Source organism: Clostridia bacterium, assembly GCA_034926675.1.
GTDB lineage: Bacteria > Bacillota > DTU025 > DTU025 > DTU025 > JAYFQW01.
The window spans coordinates 21,486-39,205 of sequence record JAYFQW010000009.1 but is presented as its reverse complement, the minus strand read 5'-3'; the positions used below and the strand labels follow the sequence as shown (position 1 = coordinate 39,205).

The 17,720-nt window shown below is 57.3% G+C and carries 21 protein-coding genes; 1 reads left to right on the top strand and 20 read right to left on the bottom strand.

From position 1 onward, the window contains the following. Positions 1 to 57: 57 nt before the first annotated feature. The 16 genes from dnaB to VB144_03830 form a co-directional block, all read right to left on the bottom strand. Positions 58 to 1,407, bottom strand: coding sequence for a replicative DNA helicase (dnaB, locus tag VB144_03905; GenBank protein ID MEA4882804.1), 1,350 nt, complete (start codon positions 1,405 to 1,407; stop codon positions 58 to 60). 46 nt (positions 1,408 to 1,453) lie between these two features. Then, positions 1,454 to 3,460: a Lon family ATP-dependent protease gene (gene lonC / locus VB144_03900; protein ID MEA4882803.1), complete on the bottom strand. Its 2,007-nt coding sequence runs from the start codon at positions 3,458 to 3,460 to the stop codon at positions 1,454 to 1,456. 39 nt (positions 3,461 to 3,499) lie between these two features. Beyond that, positions 3,500 to 3,958, bottom strand: coding sequence for a 50S ribosomal protein L9 (gene rplI / locus VB144_03895; protein ID MEA4882802.1), 459 nt, complete (start codon positions 3,956 to 3,958; stop codon positions 3,500 to 3,502). 67 nt (positions 3,959 to 4,025) lie between these two features. Beyond that, on the bottom strand, positions 4,026 to 4,994 hold the full coding sequence (locus VB144_03890) for a DUF2232 domain-containing protein (protein ID MEA4882801.1): 969 nt from the start codon (positions 4,992 to 4,994) through the stop codon (positions 4,026 to 4,028). Then, a complete protein-coding gene (locus VB144_03885; protein ID MEA4882800.1) occupies positions 4,991 to 5,452 on the bottom strand; it encodes a MazG-like family protein in 462 nt (153 codons plus the stop codon). Before VB144_03885 ends, VB144_03890 begins: the two co-directional genes overlap by 4 nt. A 50-nt stretch (positions 5,453 to 5,502) precedes the next feature. Next, positions 5,503 to 5,733 (bottom strand): 30S ribosomal protein S18, encoded by a 231-nt coding sequence (rpsR, locus tag VB144_03880; GenBank protein ID MEA4882799.1) that lies wholly within the window; start codon positions 5,731 to 5,733, stop codon positions 5,503 to 5,505. A 43-nt stretch (positions 5,734 to 5,776) separates the two neighbouring features. Then, complete coding sequence (locus VB144_03875) at positions 5,777 to 6,208, bottom strand: single-stranded DNA-binding protein (GenBank protein MEA4882798.1); 432 nt, start codon at positions 6,206 to 6,208, stop codon at positions 5,777 to 5,779. Between the two features lie 42 nt (positions 6,209 to 6,250). Then, positions 6,251 to 6,538, bottom strand: a complete 288-nt coding sequence (gene rpsF, locus VB144_03870) for a 30S ribosomal protein S6 (protein ID MEA4882797.1) — start codon at positions 6,536 to 6,538, stop codon at positions 6,251 to 6,253. A 147-nt stretch (positions 6,539 to 6,685) separates the two neighbouring features. Continuing rightward, positions 6,686 to 6,892 carry a DUF951 domain-containing protein gene (locus VB144_03865; protein MEA4882796.1) on the bottom strand — a complete coding sequence of 69 codons (207 nt, stop codon included), beginning with the start codon at positions 6,890 to 6,892 and terminating at the stop codon, positions 6,686 to 6,688. Positions 6,893 to 6,928: 36 nt separating this feature from the next. Next, positions 6,929 to 7,744: a mechanosensitive ion channel family protein gene (locus tag VB144_03860; protein MEA4882795.1), complete on the bottom strand. Its 816-nt coding sequence runs from the start codon at positions 7,742 to 7,744 to the stop codon at positions 6,929 to 6,931. Positions 7,745 to 7,978: 234 nt separating this feature from the next. Then, on the bottom strand, positions 7,979 to 8,314 hold the full coding sequence (locus VB144_03855) for a phage holin family protein (GenBank protein ID MEA4882794.1): 336 nt from the start codon (positions 8,312 to 8,314) through the stop codon (positions 7,979 to 7,981). Positions 8,315 to 8,514: 200 nt separating this feature from the next. After that, positions 8,515 to 9,960 carry a glycogen/starch synthase gene (locus VB144_03850; protein MEA4882793.1) on the bottom strand — a complete coding sequence of 482 codons (1,446 nt, stop codon included), beginning with the start codon at positions 9,958 to 9,960 and terminating at the stop codon, positions 8,515 to 8,517. 270 nt (positions 9,961 to 10,230) lie between these two features. Next, positions 10,231 to 10,752: a chromate transporter gene (locus tag VB144_03845; GenBank protein MEA4882792.1), complete on the bottom strand. Its 522-nt coding sequence runs from the start codon at positions 10,750 to 10,752 to the stop codon at positions 10,231 to 10,233. Next, positions 10,749 to 11,345, bottom strand: a complete 597-nt coding sequence (locus tag VB144_03840) for a chromate transporter (protein MEA4882791.1) — start codon at positions 11,343 to 11,345, stop codon at positions 10,749 to 10,751. Before VB144_03840 ends, VB144_03845 begins: the two co-directional genes overlap by 4 nt. Before the next feature lie 447 nt (positions 11,346 to 11,792). Further along, entirely contained in the window at positions 11,793 to 13,097 is a 1,305-nt protein-coding gene (locus tag VB144_03835; protein MEA4882790.1) for a VanW family protein, read from the bottom strand. A gap of 237 nt (positions 13,098 to 13,334) precedes the next feature. Then, on the bottom strand, positions 13,335 to 13,892 hold the full coding sequence (locus VB144_03830) for a tetratricopeptide repeat protein (GenBank protein MEA4882789.1): 558 nt from the start codon (positions 13,890 to 13,892) through the stop codon (positions 13,335 to 13,337). Positions 13,893 to 14,120: 228 nt separating this feature from the next. Here VB144_03830 and yyaC point away from each other — a divergent pair, with 228 nt between their 5' ends. After that, positions 14,121 to 14,741 carry a spore protease YyaC gene (yyaC, locus tag VB144_03825; GenBank protein MEA4882788.1) on the top strand — a complete coding sequence of 207 codons (621 nt, stop codon included), beginning with the start codon at positions 14,121 to 14,123 and terminating at the stop codon, positions 14,739 to 14,741. Here the strand turns inward: yyaC and VB144_03820 are convergent. The 4 genes from VB144_03820 to VB144_03805 all read right to left on the bottom strand — a co-directional run bounded on the left by VB144_03820 (position 14,714) and on the right by VB144_03805 (position 17,673). Then, positions 14,714 to 15,382, bottom strand: a complete 669-nt coding sequence (locus VB144_03820) for a phosphoribosyltransferase (GenBank protein MEA4882787.1) — start codon at positions 15,380 to 15,382, stop codon at positions 14,714 to 14,716. The two genes, yyaC and VB144_03820, sit on opposite strands and share 28 nt — an antisense overlap. A gap of 46 nt (positions 15,383 to 15,428) precedes the next feature. Continuing rightward, complete coding sequence (locus VB144_03815; protein ID MEA4882786.1) at positions 15,429 to 15,944, bottom strand: DUF4446 family protein; 516 nt, start codon at positions 15,942 to 15,944, stop codon at positions 15,429 to 15,431. Positions 15,945 to 16,033: 89 nt separating this feature from the next. Continuing rightward, positions 16,034 to 16,903 (bottom strand): ParB/RepB/Spo0J family partition protein, encoded by an 870-nt coding sequence (locus tag VB144_03810; GenBank protein MEA4882785.1) that lies wholly within the window; start codon positions 16,901 to 16,903, stop codon positions 16,034 to 16,036. Positions 16,904 to 16,905: 2 nt separating this feature from the next. Beyond that, complete coding sequence (locus VB144_03805; protein MEA4882784.1) at positions 16,906 to 17,673, bottom strand: AAA family ATPase; 768 nt, start codon at positions 17,671 to 17,673, stop codon at positions 16,906 to 16,908. Positions 17,674 to 17,720: the final 47 nt, after the last annotated feature.

Sequence of the window (17,720 nt, the reverse complement as noted above, 5' to 3'; positions counted from 1 at the left end):
CATATGGAGGAGCGGGGCTGCACTCCGGCATAGGCTCGCTACCAGCAAAGAGCCCTGCTATGAGGCTGCCTCCGCCTGCGGATCATATCTCTCGACGTTTCGGAACCTAGTGAACTCTTTCTGCCACACCAGATCGAACGAGCCCGTCGGGCCGTTGCGCTGCTTCGCGACCATGATCTCAGCGATGTTCTTCCGCTCGGTGTCGGGCTTATAGTACTCCTCACGGTAGATGAAAGCCACCACGTCAGCAGACTGCTCAATCTCTCCGCTCTCCTTCAGGTGTGAGAGCAGCGGGCGCTTATCAGCCGTCGCTTCTACGGCCCGGCTCAGCTGGGCAAGGGATAGAACCGGCACATCAAGCTCCCGCGCCAGGGCTTTCAGAGACCTGGTGATCTCAGCGATCTCCTGCTGTCGGTTCTCTACCCGATCCCTGCCCTGCACCAGCTGAAGATAATCGATTACCACCAGCGCAAGCCCATGCTCCGCCTTGAGCCGTCGCGCCCTGGTGCGGATCTCGAGAGCGGTTATGGAGGGACTGTCGTCGATGTAGATCGGCGCTTCGCTCAGCCGCCCCAACGCACGAGAGAGTCGTGGCCAGTCAGCATCGGATAAGTTCCCCCGCCTGAGCTTCTGCCCATCGACTGACGACTGAGAACAGAGCATCCTCTGGGCAAGCTGCTCGCGGGACATCTCCAGGCTGAATATGAGCACTGGCTTCTTCTGCGCGAGCCCAACATTCTCTGCGATATTCAGCGCGAAAGCTGTCTTCCCCATGGAGGGCCGGGCTGCGATCACGATGAGCTCCGACGGTTGCAGGCCGGAGAGCATGTTGTCCATCTCGGTAAACCCGGTCGAAAGCCCAGTGATTGCTCCCTTGCTGGTGTAGAGCCGTTCAATCCGGTCGAACGTAGTCATCAGGACAGTCTTCATATCCGCGATGCTGCCTGTCTCGCCCCGCTGAGAGATCCTGAAGATGAGCTGTTCCGCCCTGTCGAGCGCAACTCCCACCTCAGCAGCGCTGTCGTATCCCATCCCGGCGATCTCGGTGCCCGCCGCCACGAGAGCCCTGAGTATCGCCTTGTTCTTCACGATCTTGGCGTAATACTCGCAGTTCGCAGCGGTTGGAACCGTGTTCGCGAGGGTGCTAATGTAGGATGCTCCGCCCACCTGGTCCAGGGAGTTTCGTTGTCGCAGAGCTTCCGTAACGGTTACGAGGTCAGCAGGTTCGCCCCTGTTGAAGAGGGTGACCAGAGTATCGAAGATCGTCCTGTGAACCTCCCGATAGAAGTCCTCAGCAACCAAGATCTCCACTGCCCTCGCTATCGCTTCCTTATCGAGCAGCATAGAGCCTAAGGTGGACTGCTCCGCCTCAAGGTTCTGCGGGGGCATCCGATCAAGGCCTCCCATGTCAGCTGCTGCCAATGCCAATCACCTCGTATGCGCGGTGCGCACTCTACTTCTTGAGCGAGATCTCGCCTGCGAACACATGGGAGAAGGTCTCCGTCACGCTGGAAACGGGAACGATTTCGATGCCGGTGATTCCAGCTGGGATGTCCTTCCCATTCTCCGCAGGCACTATCACTTTGCGGATTCCCGCCTGCCTTGCACCGTACAGCTTCTCGAAGATGCCTCCGACTTCGCGCACCTTGCCCTGAATTGAGAGCTCGCCGGTGACGGCGACGTCCTGTCTGATCGGGCAGGAGAAGACTGAGCTGAGTATCGCTAAGAGCACCGCTGTGCCAGCAGAAGGCCCGTCGATATCCCCGCCGCCGACCACATTCACGTGGACGTCGTAGTCGGCAAGATCCTTGGAAGTCAAGCCTCTGAACACTGATGCAGCGTTGAACACCGAGTCCTTCGCCATGCTGCCAGCAGTCTCGTTGAACCTGATGGTTCCCTTCCCGTCCTCGCGAGCCGAGAATACGATCGCCTCTATCTCGATGACAGAACCTAGGAACCCCGAAACGCCTAGGCCGAACACCTTCCCAGTCTCAGCCGTGTCAGACGCTCTAGTATGGACGTTAGGCGAAAGCCTGCCGAGGCGGATGGCCTCCTCTAGATCAGCCATGGCGACCCGAACATCCTTGGCGGCACGCCTCGAAGCGTTCGCCGCCCCTCCCTCGTCCGGCTCCGGAAGCTCTGCTGATTCCGATGCCAACTCCATCTGGGCTGAGTGGAACAGCGCAAGTCCGTAAGCATCGATCAACAGAGCCGTGGCCCGGCGGCCTTCGATGGTGTAGTCGCTCACCACGGCTGGAATCTCGGGGTCCATGCTCACATCAAGCTTTATCGCGGCGTTCATCACGATCTGCTGTATGCCGAGCTGAGTCAGGGGTTCGAAATAGACCTCAGCAGTGCGGGAACGCAGGGCCGGGCTCAGCTCCGATGGATCCCGGGTAGTGGCGCCTATCAGCACAAAGTCGGCCGGCGCACCCTCCTCGAAAAGCTTTCTGATGTAAGTTGGCACACTGGGATCAGCCGAGTCGTAGTACGACGACTCAAAGGTGACCCTCTTATCCTCCATGACCTTAAGGAGTTTGTTCAGGAGGGTCGGGTCCATCTCCCCTATCTCATCAATGAACAGGACTCCCCCGTGGGCCTCAGTCACCAGACCCAGTTTCGGCTCAGGAACCCCGCCTTCGGCGAGGTCGCGCTTGGCGCCCTGGTATATAGGGTCATGCACAGAGCCGAGCAGAGGATTCGTGACCTCCCGAGGGTCCCACCTGAGTGTGGTCCCATCAACTTCAACGAATTTGGCATTCTGCTCGAACGGGGTGAATCTCGCCTTCTTTGCCTCTTCCAGAGCAAGTCTGGCGGCAGTGGTCTTGCCCACACCGGGTGGTCCGTACAATATCACGTGCTGCGGGAATGGCGATGCGACCTTGGCCAATAGCGCCTTGACCGCCCTGTCCTGCCCAACAACCTCCGACATCGCTGATGGGCGGACGATCTCCATTGCGGAACGGGCCAGTTGCTTCGATTCGAGCAGCTTGAGCTCTTCGAGCTTCCTGAGGGTCTCAGGGGTGTCCGGGCCTGAGTCCTCCTTCAGTATCTGCATCTTTATCTCATTTACGTAGTCTTCATGCCTCTGCTGCATCCTATCGGTGATCCTACGTTCTATCTTCTCCTCCACCCGCCGCCTAGCAATGATGTCGGCAATCTCCTCCTCGATGTCGGAAATGACCGTCTCACATTCCGCGGGGGTCGGCGCCTTCTCTATTGTAGGATCCTCAAACACGATACGCTCCAAGGCCAGGATCTTGTCTTCGATCTTCTCAGACCGCATCAGGTTCAAGGCATCGAGCTTGCCCGCCTTCAGCACTAGCTTATCCGGCCCATATAGATCGGACAGTATGCCGAATACAGCTGCCACCTGTCTCGTAAGTAGCTCGTCGTCCTGGAGCTTCTCCGCCAGATTCTTGCTTCCCATCCTGATGAACTTCTCAACGAGCGACTTCATAGACAAAGCCCTCCCTAGGCGCCCACCGGTCCGCCGCGCCTATGGCCGGGCGTCTTCTTGGGGCACGACATTTATGATAACATCAGCACTCACTCCTGGGAACAGACGCACGGTCACAGAATGGGTCCCAACCTCCCTGATCGGCTCCTTCAGCTCTATCTTTCTTCGGTCCACATCCACCCCGATGACCTTCTTGATTGCGCTGGCCAGATCCTTGGATGTGATTGAGCCATAGAGCCTGCCGGCGTCGCCCGCCTTTACACTCACCGTGACACCCTGTGACTTCAGCTTCCGTGCATCCTCCCTAGCCTTGGTCTCCTCGCGCAGTTCCTTGCGCTTCCCAGCCTCCCGTATCGCCTCGACCCGCTGCAGTTCATTTGAGGAAGCAGCAAGGGCCAAGCCCCTCGGAAGCAGGAAATTGCGCGCATACCCGTCGGACACCTCCACTGCAGTATCCTTCTTGCCCAAACCAGGGACATCTTTCTGGAGGACTACCATCATGAGCTAGCGCAGGTGAGCACCATGAACTCGGCCCACCCACTACCTCCCTCCCTGTTATAGGTATCTATCCGCGTTTCGCGGCCATCTTCCGAAAATCAAACCAGCCGTCCAGGACTCCTGCCAACGGCAGCAATGGGTTCAGAGCTGGCGATGTGTATATCATCAGAGCGATCAGCACCCTCAGCCCCTTAGCCACATTGTACTTGGCCAGACTCCACCAGAGCACAGCTACCCCCTGCACCCCGTAAAGCATCCAAAATGCAACCATGATGTTCTGGCCAACAGTCGCGACGATCGGCATCTTCCAGATCGCTCCTGCGTTGCCCAGGAGGATCCCGGCGATCAATCCCCACGCCCACTGCCATTCGATTCGCCACTCTTGGAATGGCGGTATCGGATCCACATAGTGATTGGTCCTCTTCAGCACGAACCGGGTCACTGCATAAGCTATTCCAGCTGCAGTTACGGCGATCATGATGGCAACCACCGGTAGAAACGTCTCGAACAGTTTCGGGAGCATGTCAAACAGCTGTGTGCCAGCCTTCAGTGTTTCCTCTGCGACTCCCATCTTCTTGTATATCGCCTGTGCCTGCGCACCCGCTTCCAACATCAGCTTCTGCATCTGCGCGAGGGAAGCCGCCGGCGAGAGACGCGCCGCTACCGCACCAAGCAGGAAGTCCATCACTATCATGCCTAGGGCGGCGATTGAGGTAAACGCTATGGTGGTGATCCACGAGATCCGCTTCGATAGGCAGAATCCGAGTGATAGGCCTACGAAGCCCACGCTTGCGAGAACTATCAGGCCGTCGATAGGACCGAGTATCAGCCCCACTCCAAGCGCCGCCACAACCGCGGCCATGGCGCCTGTGCGCAGGTCCCGCCTCACGACGAGAATCGCTATGGGGACTGGAATCACATACACCAACAGTTTCGTGTAGAAATCCGCGACATAAAGGACAATGGTGAGTGCAGCCAGAAGCGCCCCTTCGGTGACAGCCCTCGCGCTCTGGCTTTGGGTACGAGGCGATTTCAAGGCGTGCGCCCCCTCCTATGGTTCGCAAGAGCACTAAAGTCAGTGTACCACTTCTCGATCTCGTGCTCGTTCTGTATATTCTCACGAATGTTCTTCTCAATCTGTTCATCAAGTGCCGCGTAGCTTATCCCTATCCTCTTGCCCAATAGGTAGCATCCGATGACTGCATTGGCCAGATCCACGGCGCGCGGTTCCTCGCCGGCGCGCGACAGCGATCGGTAGAGGGATGATATGCTGCCGAGTATCTCGGCCTTCAGCCAGTCGATGGTCTTGAAGTTACGAGCGATGTCGGACTCCCCATCATGCGGCATTGGAATTCCTCCCGCACCCGTATCTGCACCACAGCCACAGATACGTTCGTTCTCGATCCACTTCGCCGAAACCTTCATAATGCCTGCCGATGCCCTCTCAGGGGCTAATCGCCTGTATGAGCAAGAAAACTCTTTGGGGCTGAACACCGCCAAAGAGTTTTCGCATCCTTACAGCCAGGGTTCTAGTTAGCCCGACGCTACTCCGTTGTGAATGGCATCAGCGCAATGTGCCTCGAACGCTTGATGGCTATTGTCAGCTGGCGCTGGTGCTTCGCGCAGTTCCCGGAGATCCGACGGGGAACAATCTTGCCCCTCTCCGAGATGTACCGCCGAAGCTTAGCGGTCTCTTTGTAGTCGATAGACACGACCTTATCGACGCAGAACGAGCATACTCGCCTTCTCGACTTGCGTCCTTTCTCGCGCTTCATGTAGTGAAGTCCTCCTCATCGATGAGGCGCCGATGTGATGCACCTAGAACGGAACTTGTTCAGGCCCAACCTCATCCCCGAATGTCTCCGGGTTGCGGTCTTCCACTCCGGATCGTTCCTCCTGCCCAGCCTGGTTGGCTGGCGCGCGCGCAGGGGCATCGCTCCCACGGTCGAGGAACTCCACGCGATCCGCAACTACTTCCCAGGCCCTGCGCTTCTGGCCATCTTTCTCATATGTTCTAGTCTGGATCGCGCCTTCAACGCCGACGAGGCGCCCTTTCTTTAGGTACTGCCCCACGGTTTCGGCCTGCTTTCGCCAGACAACAACATCGATGAAATCGGTCTCTCGCTCACCTGCCTGGTTTGCGAATGGCCTGTCTACCGCCACACTGAACCGGGCGACAGCCACGCCGCTCTGAGTGGCCCGCACTTCGGGGTCCCGAGTAAGCCGGCCTACCAACACGGCTTTGTTCATAGGAACACCACCCTGCCTCGTTATTGACGGCCCGGCAAACGGTTAATCGTCCTTCCGGATTATCAGGTAGCGGATCACTCCATCGGTGATCTTGAAAACCCGCTCGAGCTCCGCAACGGTAGCGCCGGTAGCGTTGAAATAGAGGACAGTGTAGTAACCTTCTAGATCGTCCCCGATTTGATACGCCAGCCTGCGCCTACCCATACGATCGGTCTTTACCAGCTCTCCTCCGTTGGACGTGATCAACTCCTCGAACTTGGCTATGAGAGAGTCGGCCTGCTCCTCTGACTGCTGCGAGCTGATGATGAACATGCTCTCGTAGGCGTGCACTGACTTCACCTCCCCTCGGACTAACGGCCCCGTGTCATTGCACGGAGCAGGGATCGCGAGATGAATTATAGCATCCCCCAGTGACAGGTGCAACCATCCACCAGGCTTCAGATGGGTGGGAAACCGGGTGAGGAGAAGGGTGATTCATCATTTAGCACTGTTGGTCCCTCCTCCGTGCCCGTTCATGATTTCCCGAACATCACGCTCAAATTGGACCCGCGGCAACATCACAACACGCCCGCATCCCTGACACTTGATGCGAAAATCCGCGCCGACTCTCATGACTTCCCACACATTGCTTCCGCACGGGTGCTGCTTCTTCAGCCTCACCAAGTCACCCAGACGGTAGTTCATTGGAGCCCTCCTGTTTGCTGCACAGAGACCAGATTATCAGTTCACATCCGAGCCAGGCGGCTTCTCTCCGGGCACATTGTCAAAAATGACCCGCCTCTGAGGGAACGCGACCCGTATTCCATTCTCATCCAGAGTGCTCTTTATCAGCAGGTTGATGTCGCGTTCCACATCCCATTGAGACATGGGCTTGGCAGTCGCCCACACTCGAAGGGCGACCCCAGACTCCCCCAGGCTCTGAACCCCGAGGACTGTGGGGCCTTCTACGAGCCCGGCAATGCTGGATCTACTCTCCTTGAACGCGCGATTGAGCAGGGCCATTGCTCTCCCGATGTCCGTGGAGTAATCCACCTGCACATCGAACATCACCCTCATGCTCCTCCCGCGAAAGTTAGTTACCAGTCCAATACTGCCGTTCGGCACGATATGCAGCTGGCCAGCGAAGTCCCTCACGCGGGTCACCCTTAACCCAATCTCCTCCACAGTGCCCGACACACCGGCGATGCCCACATAGTCCCCCACAGCGAATTGATCATCGAACAGAATGAAGAACCCGGTGATCATGTCTCGCACGAGGTTCTGAGCCCCGAAGCCCAGTGCCACTCCGGCGATGCCGGCGCCAGCGATGAGACTAGACGTATTCACACCCAGCTCTGCCAGAATCATTATCGCGCCTGCGAAGTACACCGCGTACTTGATGATGCTTTTCATCAGGGTACGCAGAGTAAGCAGGCGCCTCGTGTCACGGAGAAGCTTGAGTTGCTCAGCCTCGCGCAGCTTGAAAACGCGGTCTATCAGACGAGAGGAGATTCGAAGAATGAGAGTCGAAACAAGGATGATGATCGCGACAGTCACTGCGGACGACAACACTCCCACCGTTGCGTCTGTCAGGGCCTGCCTGGATAGCGTTCCGGCGATCAGATTCCTGATGAAGCTCGATTCAGCTATGGCCCCCAGGATGCATCACTCCCACAGATGGTTCCCACATATGTTAGACACCTCTACCGGGTTGTCCTGCATAGCGCGGAAAAACCCCTCCCGGCGTCTCCGAAAGGGGCCTGCGGGGATCGAATGTTTCACGTGAAACTCTCAGCGCAGCGTGGTAGGGACGAACATGTCCACTAGCCCGATGACAAAGGCCGCAAGAAGCGCTCCAGGAATGCTCACCGTCATGCCTGGAACGATGAACTTGGTAGCATAGATCACTACAGCCGACACTAGAAACCCCACGATTCCTCTCCCATATGGGGACACCGCACGTCCCAATATGGTTTCGATGAGCCATCCCAGGACCGTGATTACAGCCGCTGCGATAAGCGCTGTCCAGAAGGTCACAGTTGCAAAGCCCGGTATTAGAAAGGAGATGAACATCAGCACAAGCGCCGACACTACTAGCCTGACCAGATGCTTAACCCACTGACTCACTGACTTCGCCCCCAGTATCTTTGCTGGTTTTGCTCGCCAATCGCGCTTATATGGTAACCAGCCGTCAGTGGAGTATGCGTCAGGCAACCCAGCGAGGTCCAACGGTCGCCTTGGGCGAGGCGGGGTCCTGATGCAACGTTCCAGGTTGCGATAGATCATCGGACCGCCCGCCGCATGCATTTCCGTACGTCGCGGTTGCCCTAGAATGGGCCGCCGAAATCCGCGAATGGCAGTTTCATGGTGGCTTTTCGCTGATAGACGGCAAGATACCTCTGTGCAGCCTTTTCCCACGTGAACTCCGTCATCACGTGTGGCCTGCCGTTCGCTCTCACCCGCTCAATCCTGGGCTTATCCTCGATAGCGAGCGCACTCATCTTCACCATGGCGCCTGCTAACGCCATGGGATCTCTCGGGCGAACCAGCTTCCCAGTTGCCTTCTCCTTCGATCTGTCAATATCGATCACCGTGTCATTGATCCCGCCGACTGCGGTTCCGACCGGTATGGCGCCCATGCACATGGCCTCAAGTTGAACCAGTCCGAAAGGCTCGAAGTTGGAGGGAACCATCGCGAAATCGGCAGCGCCGTAGTACTCGCGTGTTACCTCCCGAGATAGATAGCCCACGATGACTTTGACGTTCCTGGGATATCTCTTCTCCATGTCCCGGGCCATCTGTTCGAGAACTGGGTCTCCGGATCCGAGTACGACCAGCCTCATATCCTGCTTCACTCGATCGGCGTCGGGAACCTTGCCCTGCAGGATCAGGTCTGTTGCGGCAAACATGTGGTCTACGCCCTTCTGTTCCATATCGAAACGTCCAACATAGAAGAAGAACGGCCCATCCTCCAGCCCATTCTCACGAAGCAGGGAGGCACGCCTCTCGGATCTGGGCTTGTCAGCATCATTCAGCCGCGACGGATTCCAGAAGGTGGAGTCCATCCCATTCCACACGTACGTGACCTTGCCAGCATAGCGGCCAAAAAGCGTGTCCCACTCCTCGTTGAGATAGGTGTAGCTGACTGTCGTCAGGTAGTCGCATATCTTGCATCCGTAGGTCTCTAGGTTGAAAAGATCCGCGCCATTCGGCATCTCCTCGACGCAGTCCACATCAACGAATTCGCGGAGACCTGCATCTATCATGTCCCTTACGCCGATCTTCTCCTTGCAGATCCTATGTATGGTGTACACCATGGGTATGCCGAAATACTTCCTTGCAGCCGCGCCTCCGAGGACGCAGTGCCAGTCATTGATGTGCGCCACATCAGGCTTCTTTCCCTCTTTGGCGAGGATGAGGTTGATAGCCGCAGGAAAGGCCCGTGCGAAGTGCACGATCTTCCCGGTCAGTGTCTCCCTGGGCATGTAGACATCGGGATGATCCATGACCTCGTCGCTCAGAAGGAACATTCGCACTCCGTTGCGGTCCATCTCGTATACCGTGACATCACATGAACCTGCATTGGATGTTATCGCGAACTTGCCGTACTTCTTGACCTTCAGTTCCTTCTCGGTTTTGTGGATCCCGTGGGAAGGCATGAACACCATGACTTCGTTGTCGCGCGCGAGAGACTCGCCTATGGATGTGGCAGCCTCAGCTAGGCCTCCAACGCGCTTCGGCAGGTGCTCAAAGGTTGCAAGGCTGATTATCATTGTGTTGCCCCTTTCTGCCCATTGCACAGTACATCCCATAGGATGCCGCGAACGGGCGATAACTTACACGGGCTGAGAACATGACTCTTTACTCACCAAGCCACATCCGGAAGCACAATCACGCCCGCATGCCGTTCCGATATAATGGAACATGGACACAGGACATAAGTGCGCACCATCAGGAGGTATTGAGAGTGTGGAGGTTCCTAGAGACGGTCTTCAGCCCGATCTTCCGTTGGCAAGGCAAGACGTGCATCCTGATCATCAAGACTAGGCGAAAATGAACACCCCAAGCACGCCCGATATGATGAGGACTAGTATGGGGTCCATCTTCACACCGAAGAGCATGCCCGCAGCCGCGGCAGCAATGCCTACCGACTTCAGGTCTCGCAGGCTTACCCGGGCCACTGAGATGGCTGCGGCGGCTATCAGGCCAGCGACGGCTGGCCGCATACCTGCCTTGATCCGGCACAAGGCAGCAGACTCCTCGAATCTTCGGGCAAGCATGGCGAGGGCGAGCATGATCAGTACTGACGGAGTCACAACCCCCAACGTGGCTACGACGCCGCCAAGCACGGAAGCGAGCCGGTACCCAACGAAGGTGGCGCTGTTCACAGCTATCGGCCCCGGCGTCACCTCAGCTATCGCCACCATGTCAGTGAACTGCTCCAGGGTAAGCCAGCCACGCCCTTGGATGATCTCGTTCTCAATCAGGGGAAGCATGGCATACCCACCGCCGAAGGTGAACAAACCCACCCTTGCGAAACTGAGAAACAGATCCAGCAGGATCATGAGAGTGCACCTCCAGTGCCTAACGCCAGCCCCACCAGAGCAGCGATGGTGATCACCAGCGGCGGACTAATGTGGAAGACAGCCACTGCGCACGCAGCGCCAACAGCCACCGCGAGCTGTTGCCACGACCGAACCACCGGCTTGCCTATCTTGAGAACGGCCGATACGATCAGCACCGCCACTGCTGGACGTATCCCAGCGAAAGCCGCCTTCATCAAGTGGTACGCCGATATTCGATCAAACGCAGCCGCCACGACGAGGATCACCATGATCGATGGCAATATGCAGCCGCCAACCGATGCAATAGCTCCGCGTAGCCCCCGGAGGGTGTATCCAGCATATACCGATGTGTTGACCGCTATCGGACCAGGCGCAGTCTGCGCCACAGCAAGGATGTCTACGAACTCCTCCTTACTGAGCCACTGCCTCTTGTCAACGAGGTCCTTCTGAATGAGGGGAACCATCACGTATCCCCCGCCGATTGTAAAAGCGCCAATCCTGAAGAAGGTCAGGAACAGCTCCCAAAGGCCCGCCCATGGCCGAGCGGGCCGCTCTGCAGTATTGACCTCTCCAGATTCCTGCTGATCGTTCATCCCAGTTTCCTTTCATCATCCGCTATGCAGGACGACTGTCCATCTTCACAGGACGAAATCGCCAATTCCCTAGCGAATTCACCGTCTGTTTCTACGAGCTCGCGTTGCCATCTCATCCACTGCCCGCTTCACGCTGAGAGCGCCGCTTAGGATCCCTACAAGAAAACCAACGATCGCACCCCAAGGCCGCGTGCCCCGAGTAGAATCGAGGTATGCGCCAATCACGAACCCCATGATCACGAAGCCTGCGAACTCGATGCCAAGTGCATAGTGTCGGATTCCGGACCGCCTCCACGCAGCGGTTTCAACCGCTTGCCAGATATGGGCGCACCAGCGCCGAACTCGGCCTTCAGCATACATATGCTGTAACATGGGACTGTGTCTTCCGCTGCTGACCGGTGGGAAGATCGAGCCTGCCCTCGTCGGTCTGCAGTCCGCCCTATGCTCTCATTGGGTTTGGACAGGAGGAAGATCGAGCGCGGGTGCACCTGTACCCACCCTGACTACCGCTGACTGCGGTTTGTACCTGTCTCTGGATATGAGTTCAGTGCTGACCACAGCGCCATCCACTTTGACTACCCGCTCGACCGCCACACGATACCCAGGTGAGCCTTTCTCCACGACCACTCGAGCGCCCGTTGGGATCGTAGGGTCCATCTGTTCAATAGTGTTGGGCTCTATTCTCTCCAGCACTTCCGTGCGAATGCTCACGTCCATGTCATCTGGGATGTCGCCGAAGATCTTGAACGTCACCGTGTTCCCTGAAACAAAGCAGCGTATCAGCACGTGATGCTTGGTAGTATTCCTGACCTTGAGGTCAATGCTCCCGTACGACACTGTGGCGTCTCGGCCAAGCGGCACATAGCTGCTTGGGAGTGAGTGGTTCACCCTCGATGCCACTTCCATCAGGGCGAGCAGCGCGGCGTTGTAGAGGGTGCTGGAGACCTGGCATATGCCTCCGCCGATGCCCGGAACCAACTCAGAGTTGAAGATTATGTCTGCCTCCATGAAACCCCTCTCGGGCACTCTAGGGCCAACCACATCGTTGAATGAAAGCTCGGCTCCGGGAGCAAGCACCAATCCGTCTAGTTTCTGCACTCCGAGCCGGATGTTCTGTGTGCGTTTGTAGTTTGCAGCATTGAACTTGGTGCTGTACTTCGAGATCAAGCGCCGAATGCCTTTTGCCTCTAGCTCGGCGGTGGTCACGTTGGCGGTGACCACATCGACTGGCATGGCGACATATCGGGCGGTTCCCAAAAGTGTGGCTGATCTCAGATCGTATATCAGCCTCTCCACATCGAGCTTCCGTCCATCCATGGATGGTTCTATGATGACTTCGTCTTCGGCAGTGATGATGAGGGTCGCATCTTTCGGATCAATGGACACCACTCTGGCCATGTCGAAAACGAGGTCTCGCAGCGCCTGTTCATCAACGGACACAATCCACGGGATATCGACGCCGGACTTTCTAGCCGCCGATCTTTCGGACAGCCGTCGAACAAGAGAGCCAGTGTGTCCCACCATCCGGGCTGCTCCCAGAGCCGATTCCAACTCGATAGCGGTTCCGACATCAGCAGGGTTCACGCGCCACTGCTCAGTTCCGAGCCCAAGTATGATCGGCTCCGTCTGGAGCTGCCGTACGTGTTCCTGTAGGCTTCCGCGCGCCTCCGGAACGGTCATGTCGCCTACGTCGAACCCTCCTATGCTTACCCCGCGGCAGATTCTATCGCTGTCGATGAGTGATGGAAGCATCCTTCCTGCGCTCCAACCGAGACCTGCTAGGAGCGATATGGCCACTACGCCTATGGTGACTGCCGTTCGTCGCCTTAGGTTGAACCTGCTGGTCATGGGGATTCGGCGGCAGAAACCTCGCAGTTCATTGCGGGGATGAAGCCGCCCCTCCTCTCACATAGGAATGGCCTACTATTGCGCGACCTGTTCCGCCTGGGTGGTCGGCCATGTTCATTGCAGACGTAGACAGACACGTGCCTACCTCCTCTGCAGCACTATTACGGACACCGCTGCCGCGGCAATCACAAGAAACAGCAGAAACCTTGAGACCACAAGAGACCTGAATGAATCCTGCTGCTTCCACACAGCCCGTGAGCACTGGACGCGAGTCGACTGGGTATCGAGACATGAGTCCACGGGTTTCTCGCGTATGGTCGACATCAGGTTGTACCTTGCCGCGACATTCCCGGGCTCTATCTGTATTGCCTTCCCGTAGGTGGTCACGGCCGACTCGACATCGCCCATGTCCAGCTGGACGCTGCCCAGATTCAGGTAGGCGTCAACTGAATCGTGATCACCCGCGATAGCGGCCTCGAACTCCCTCCGTGCACGCCCTAGGTCGCCTAATCGAGCATAACATATTCCTGCCTTGTTGTGAGCACAAGCGCTCGTCTCCTTACACTGTGTGGCCACGTGCAGAACTGCGAGGGCCTCTCGTTCGCGCCCGCTGCTCATGAGCGCTGATGCCTCCCTAAGCGCACGCTCCGCTCCGCTGCTCAATCCAATTCGCAGGGATGTGTCTGTGTCGCGGGTCATTTCGACATTCCTCCCAGCGTCCATCCGCATGGCCACGGAAGCCTCTGTGGTGCGCAGAAGCCCTTGGCGGAATCGATCCGCCTCTCATCAGAATGCATATTCGCCGCCTTGGCTTGCTTGCACGATCGGCCTGGCAGGCATCCACATACTGTGTGGCCACTACTCATATACTGCAGTTAGCATCTCCGCCGGGCCTTCCCGGCTGCGCAACGACGGAGGACGCCATAATTGGATCACATTGATGATGTGGCACTCACTGCCCAGACCATGATTCTCGGTTCTGGTGAACTCCTGCCAGGAAGGCTACACGTTGACAGCCCAGATGCGTGCTGGTGGCTTGCACGCTCACTTTCCGCGTGCCTAGGGCGTCTTCCCGAAGGCCAGCCTCCTGCACTCGCAATAGTGTGCATAGGCACCGACAGATCCACAGGCGATTCGCTCGGCCCGATAGTCGGTTCGAAACTCAGGGAGTGGCGGTTTCTGGAGAAGTACGCTGCGGTCCTTGGCACGCTGGACGACCCAGTCCATGCCGGAAACCTTGGTGAGACAATCGGCTTGTTGGAGCATCGCCAGCGAGATGGGTGTCACATCCTTGCAGTCGACGCATGCCTGGGAAAGCTAGGGAGTGTAGGATACATCACCTTTGCCGATGGGCCATTGAGGCCTGGCACTGGAGTGAATAAGGACCTTCCACACATCGGGACCGCCCACATCACTGGCGTAGTCAACGTCGGCGGTTTCATGGAGTATCTCGTACTCCAGAACACGCGCCTCTCTCTGGTGATGCGAATGGCGGATGCCATCGCCCGAGGCATCATTGCCTACATATCAGATTCCCTGGTCCGTTGACGCGCCCATGCACGGTTGAGAACAGTGAGCACCTCGCTATCGGATACCTGCCCGAAAACGCGGTAGAACTGCCCGACCGCCATAAAATCGGTGGGAAAAGATATGCAGGCCACCTCGTCAGCTTCCGCGCGAAGATCGGGAATTCTGTCAGCAGGGCAGACAGGAGTGGCAATCATCAGGCTTCGCGGTTCGTGCCTGCGGATGTGTCGAGCGGCAGCCATAACAGTGTATCCAGTGGCGATGCCATCGTCCACAAGCACGACATCACGGCCATCGAATCGCGGTTTGGGCCTCATCCCCCGGTACTTCGCCTCACGTCGGCGGATCTCCGCCATCTCCTTCTCAATCTCCCCATCGATGTACGGCGCTCCAACGCCTAGCACGTGCTGAAGCCGATCATCCATGACACGCTCGCCGCTGGGGCCAATTGCCCCGATAGCCACCTCAGGGTTCCCGGGAGCACCTATCTTCCGCGCGATCACGATATCCAACTCTGCGTGAAGAGCATCGGCCACATACTCCGCAACTGGCGCCCCTCCGCGAGGCAGCCCGAGCACGATGGGGTCCTTCCAGTTCGGGCGCCGAGCCGATACAAGCTGAGCAAGACGGGCGCCGGCTTCATCCCTATCCGCAAACATCATGGGTCCCGCCTCCTGGTCTCAAAGTAGCTAGCAGCTCATTTCACGCTCAGCTTGCCCTGTATTCCTCGATTGCCCTCGCTATCGCGCGAATCTCCTCAGTGGACAGCGTGTGATTGGATCTGCCGCCATTCACAGGCTTGGCGTAGACGCGCGTCTCCTCGCGTCCGCAGAGCCCGCTGATGACCAGGCCATTGGCGTTGGCGTCCAGAAGCGCAACAGAGAAGCTCTGCTCCCCGCCAATGTCGTCAAAGGCATCATAGCGAACGAGTCCGACCTTCTGAACGTGCTTCAACACCGCCGATTGAAGACCCAACAGATCAGTTTTCGTCTTCTCGATTTCAGCGCCTAGAGCATCAACCCTGCCTATGTATTCGAGTATGAGCGTCTCAAGGTTCCGCCCCTCCTGGCCAGCAAGAAGGGAGCGATACGACTTGGAGAGCCTGCGAAGGTGAGCGTTGGATACTACGAACACCACTGTCGCAGCTAAGAGAACCACTGACAGAATGAGAGGAAGCAACTGCCCCTCTGCCATGAGCTGAGACACGAAACCAGCGAGATTCATGTGATGCTAGGCCCAGAGGGCCTTGACCCCCTCTCAAATCGCACAGACACCCAGCCAACGGACGCCCCTGAGCCAGTGATGCACTCGCTCTAGACAGTCCCAAGTATGACATCAAGGATGCGATCCAGATCGTCGGGCGAGTAGTACTCGATCTCCAATCTGCCCTTCCGTTGGGATCCCGATATCTTCACCTTTGTCCCCAGACGCTCTCCAAGTCGGTGGGCTATCGCAGTCGCATCCGGGTCGCTCTCCCTTTTCCTATGCGGGATTGTTTCACGTGAAACATTCTCACCAAGCCTCTTCACAAGTTCTTCCGTCTGCCTCACTGAAAGGCCCTTTTGTACTACTTGCTTGGCGACCTCGATCTGAACCGCCGCAGCCGGAAGCGCCAATAAGCATCGTGCATGACCCTCGGACATTGTTTCACGTGAAACAGAATCCAAAATCTCCTCTGGCAGGCAGAGCAATCTCACCGCGTTTGCAACGACGGGACGGCTAACTCCAACCACAGCAGATAGTTGTTCCTGGGTCATGTCGAATTCATCCATGAGGCGCTTGTATGCTGCTGCCTTCTCTACAGGGTTCAGATTCTCTCGCTGCACATTCTCAATCAGGGCAGTCTGCATCATGCCAGCGTCATCTAGGTCCCTCACCACCACCGGAATGGTATCCAGCCCCGCGGTTTGCGCCGCTCGCCACCTGCGTTCGCCGGCGATGATCTGATACGAATCCCCCATCGGCCTCACAACGATCGGCTGAAGCACTCCATGCTGCCTTATCGACTCAGCCAGTTCATCGATCTTGGCCTGATCAAATGCCCGCCTCGGCTGAAACGGATTCGGCGAAAGTCGGTCGAGAGGAATCTCCATTGCTCTGCCCAATTCGCCAGGGCTAGCCGATTTCGTCTCATCGATCAGGGCGCCCAATCCTTTCCCGAGCCCCCTGTGTTTTACGGCCATTCCTACCCCTCCTCTCGCGCCATGATCTCTTCCGCAAGACCTTTGTACGCCTCAGCGCCACGTGATCTCTCATCATACAGGGGAATTGGGAGACCGTAGCTGGGCGCCTCGCTCAAACGCACGTTCCGCGGTATCACCGTCTGAAATACCTTATCACCGAGATGCATCCTCACGTCCGATACCACCTGCTGTGACAGGTTGGTCCTCGGGTCGAACATCGTAAGGACAACTCCTTCAACTTCGAGGCTCTGATTGAGGTGTTTTCGCACCAGATCCACCGTCCGCAGCAACTGAGTTAGCCCCTCAAGAGCATAGTACTCGCACTGTATGGGGACAAGCACCGAATCCGCTGCTGTAAGGGCATTGATTGTGAGAAGTCCAAGAGAGGGGGGACAATCCACAAAGCAGTAGTCGTACCCATTTCGGACTGGTTCAAGAGCATGCCGCAATCTCAGTTCGCGCGACATAGCGGAGACTAGCTCGATTTCGGCTCCAGCCAGGTTCAGTGTGGCAGGGACTATGTCTAGTCCATCCACTTTCGTGCTCAGTGTGGCGTCGCCTATGGGATCCTCATCTATTAGTACGTTATACACACATCTGCTCACATCGCGCTTCTCGATCCCAAGGCCAGACGTGGCGTTGCCTTGTGGGTCGATATCAACCAGGAGAACACGCCTGCCTGCCAGTGCAATGTAAGCGCCCAGATTGACGGCCGTCGTCGTCTTTGCCGTGCCGCCCTTCTGATTCACAATGGCAATGACCCTGCCCAACACGGCATACCCCCTAACATGCACATCACTTCGCCGCCCTCCAGGAA

Bases quoted from the DNA above. Each gene is read 5' to 3' on its own strand.
- VB144_03835 (MEA4882790.1), bottom strand. From the start codon at position 13,097: ATGCTTCCATCACTCATCGACAGCGATAGAATCTGCCGCGGGGTAAGC.
- VB144_03865 (MEA4882796.1), bottom strand. From the start codon at position 6,892: ATGAACTACCGTCTGGGTGACTTGGTGAGGCTGAAGAAGCAGCACCCG.
- rpsR (MEA4882799.1), bottom strand. From the start codon at position 5,733: ATGAAGCGCGAGAAAGGACGCAAGTCGAGAAGGCGAGTATGCTCGTTC.
- VB144_03850 (MEA4882793.1), bottom strand. From the start codon at position 9,960: ATGATAATCAGCCTTGCAACCTTTGAGCACCTGCCGAAGCGCGTTGGA.
- dnaB (MEA4882804.1), bottom strand. From the start codon at position 1,407: ATGGGAGGCCTTGATCGGATGCCCCCGCAGAACCTTGAGGCGGAGCAG.
- VB144_03830 (MEA4882789.1), bottom strand. From the start codon at position 13,892: ATGACCCGCGACACAGACACATCCCTGCGAATTGGATTGAGCAGCGGA.
- VB144_03840 (MEA4882791.1), bottom strand. From the start codon at position 11,345: ATGAACGATCAGCAGGAATCTGGAGAGGTCAATACTGCAGAGCGGCCC.
- lonC (MEA4882803.1), bottom strand. From the start codon at position 3,460: ATGAAGTCGCTCGTTGAGAAGTTCATCAGGATGGGAAGCAAGAATCTG.
- VB144_03815 (MEA4882786.1), bottom strand. From the start codon at position 15,944: ATGAATCTCGCTGGTTTCGTGTCTCAGCTCATGGCAGAGGGGCAGTTG.
- rplI (MEA4882802.1), bottom strand. From the start codon at position 3,958: ATGGTAGTCCTCCAGAAAGATGTCCCTGGTTTGGGCAAGAAGGATACT.
- VB144_03845 (MEA4882792.1), bottom strand. From the start codon at position 10,752: ATGATCCTGCTGGATCTGTTTCTCAGTTTCGCAAGGGTGGGTTTGTTC.
- VB144_03810 (MEA4882785.1), bottom strand. From the start codon at position 16,903: ATGGCCGTAAAACACAGGGGGCTCGGGAAAGGATTGGGCGCCCTGATC.
- VB144_03820 (MEA4882787.1), bottom strand. From the start codon at position 15,382: ATGATGTTTGCGGATAGGGATGAAGCCGGCGCCCGTCTTGCTCAGCTT.
- VB144_03875 (MEA4882798.1), bottom strand. From the start codon at position 6,208: ATGAACAAAGCCGTGTTGGTAGGCCGGCTTACTCGGGACCCCGAAGTG.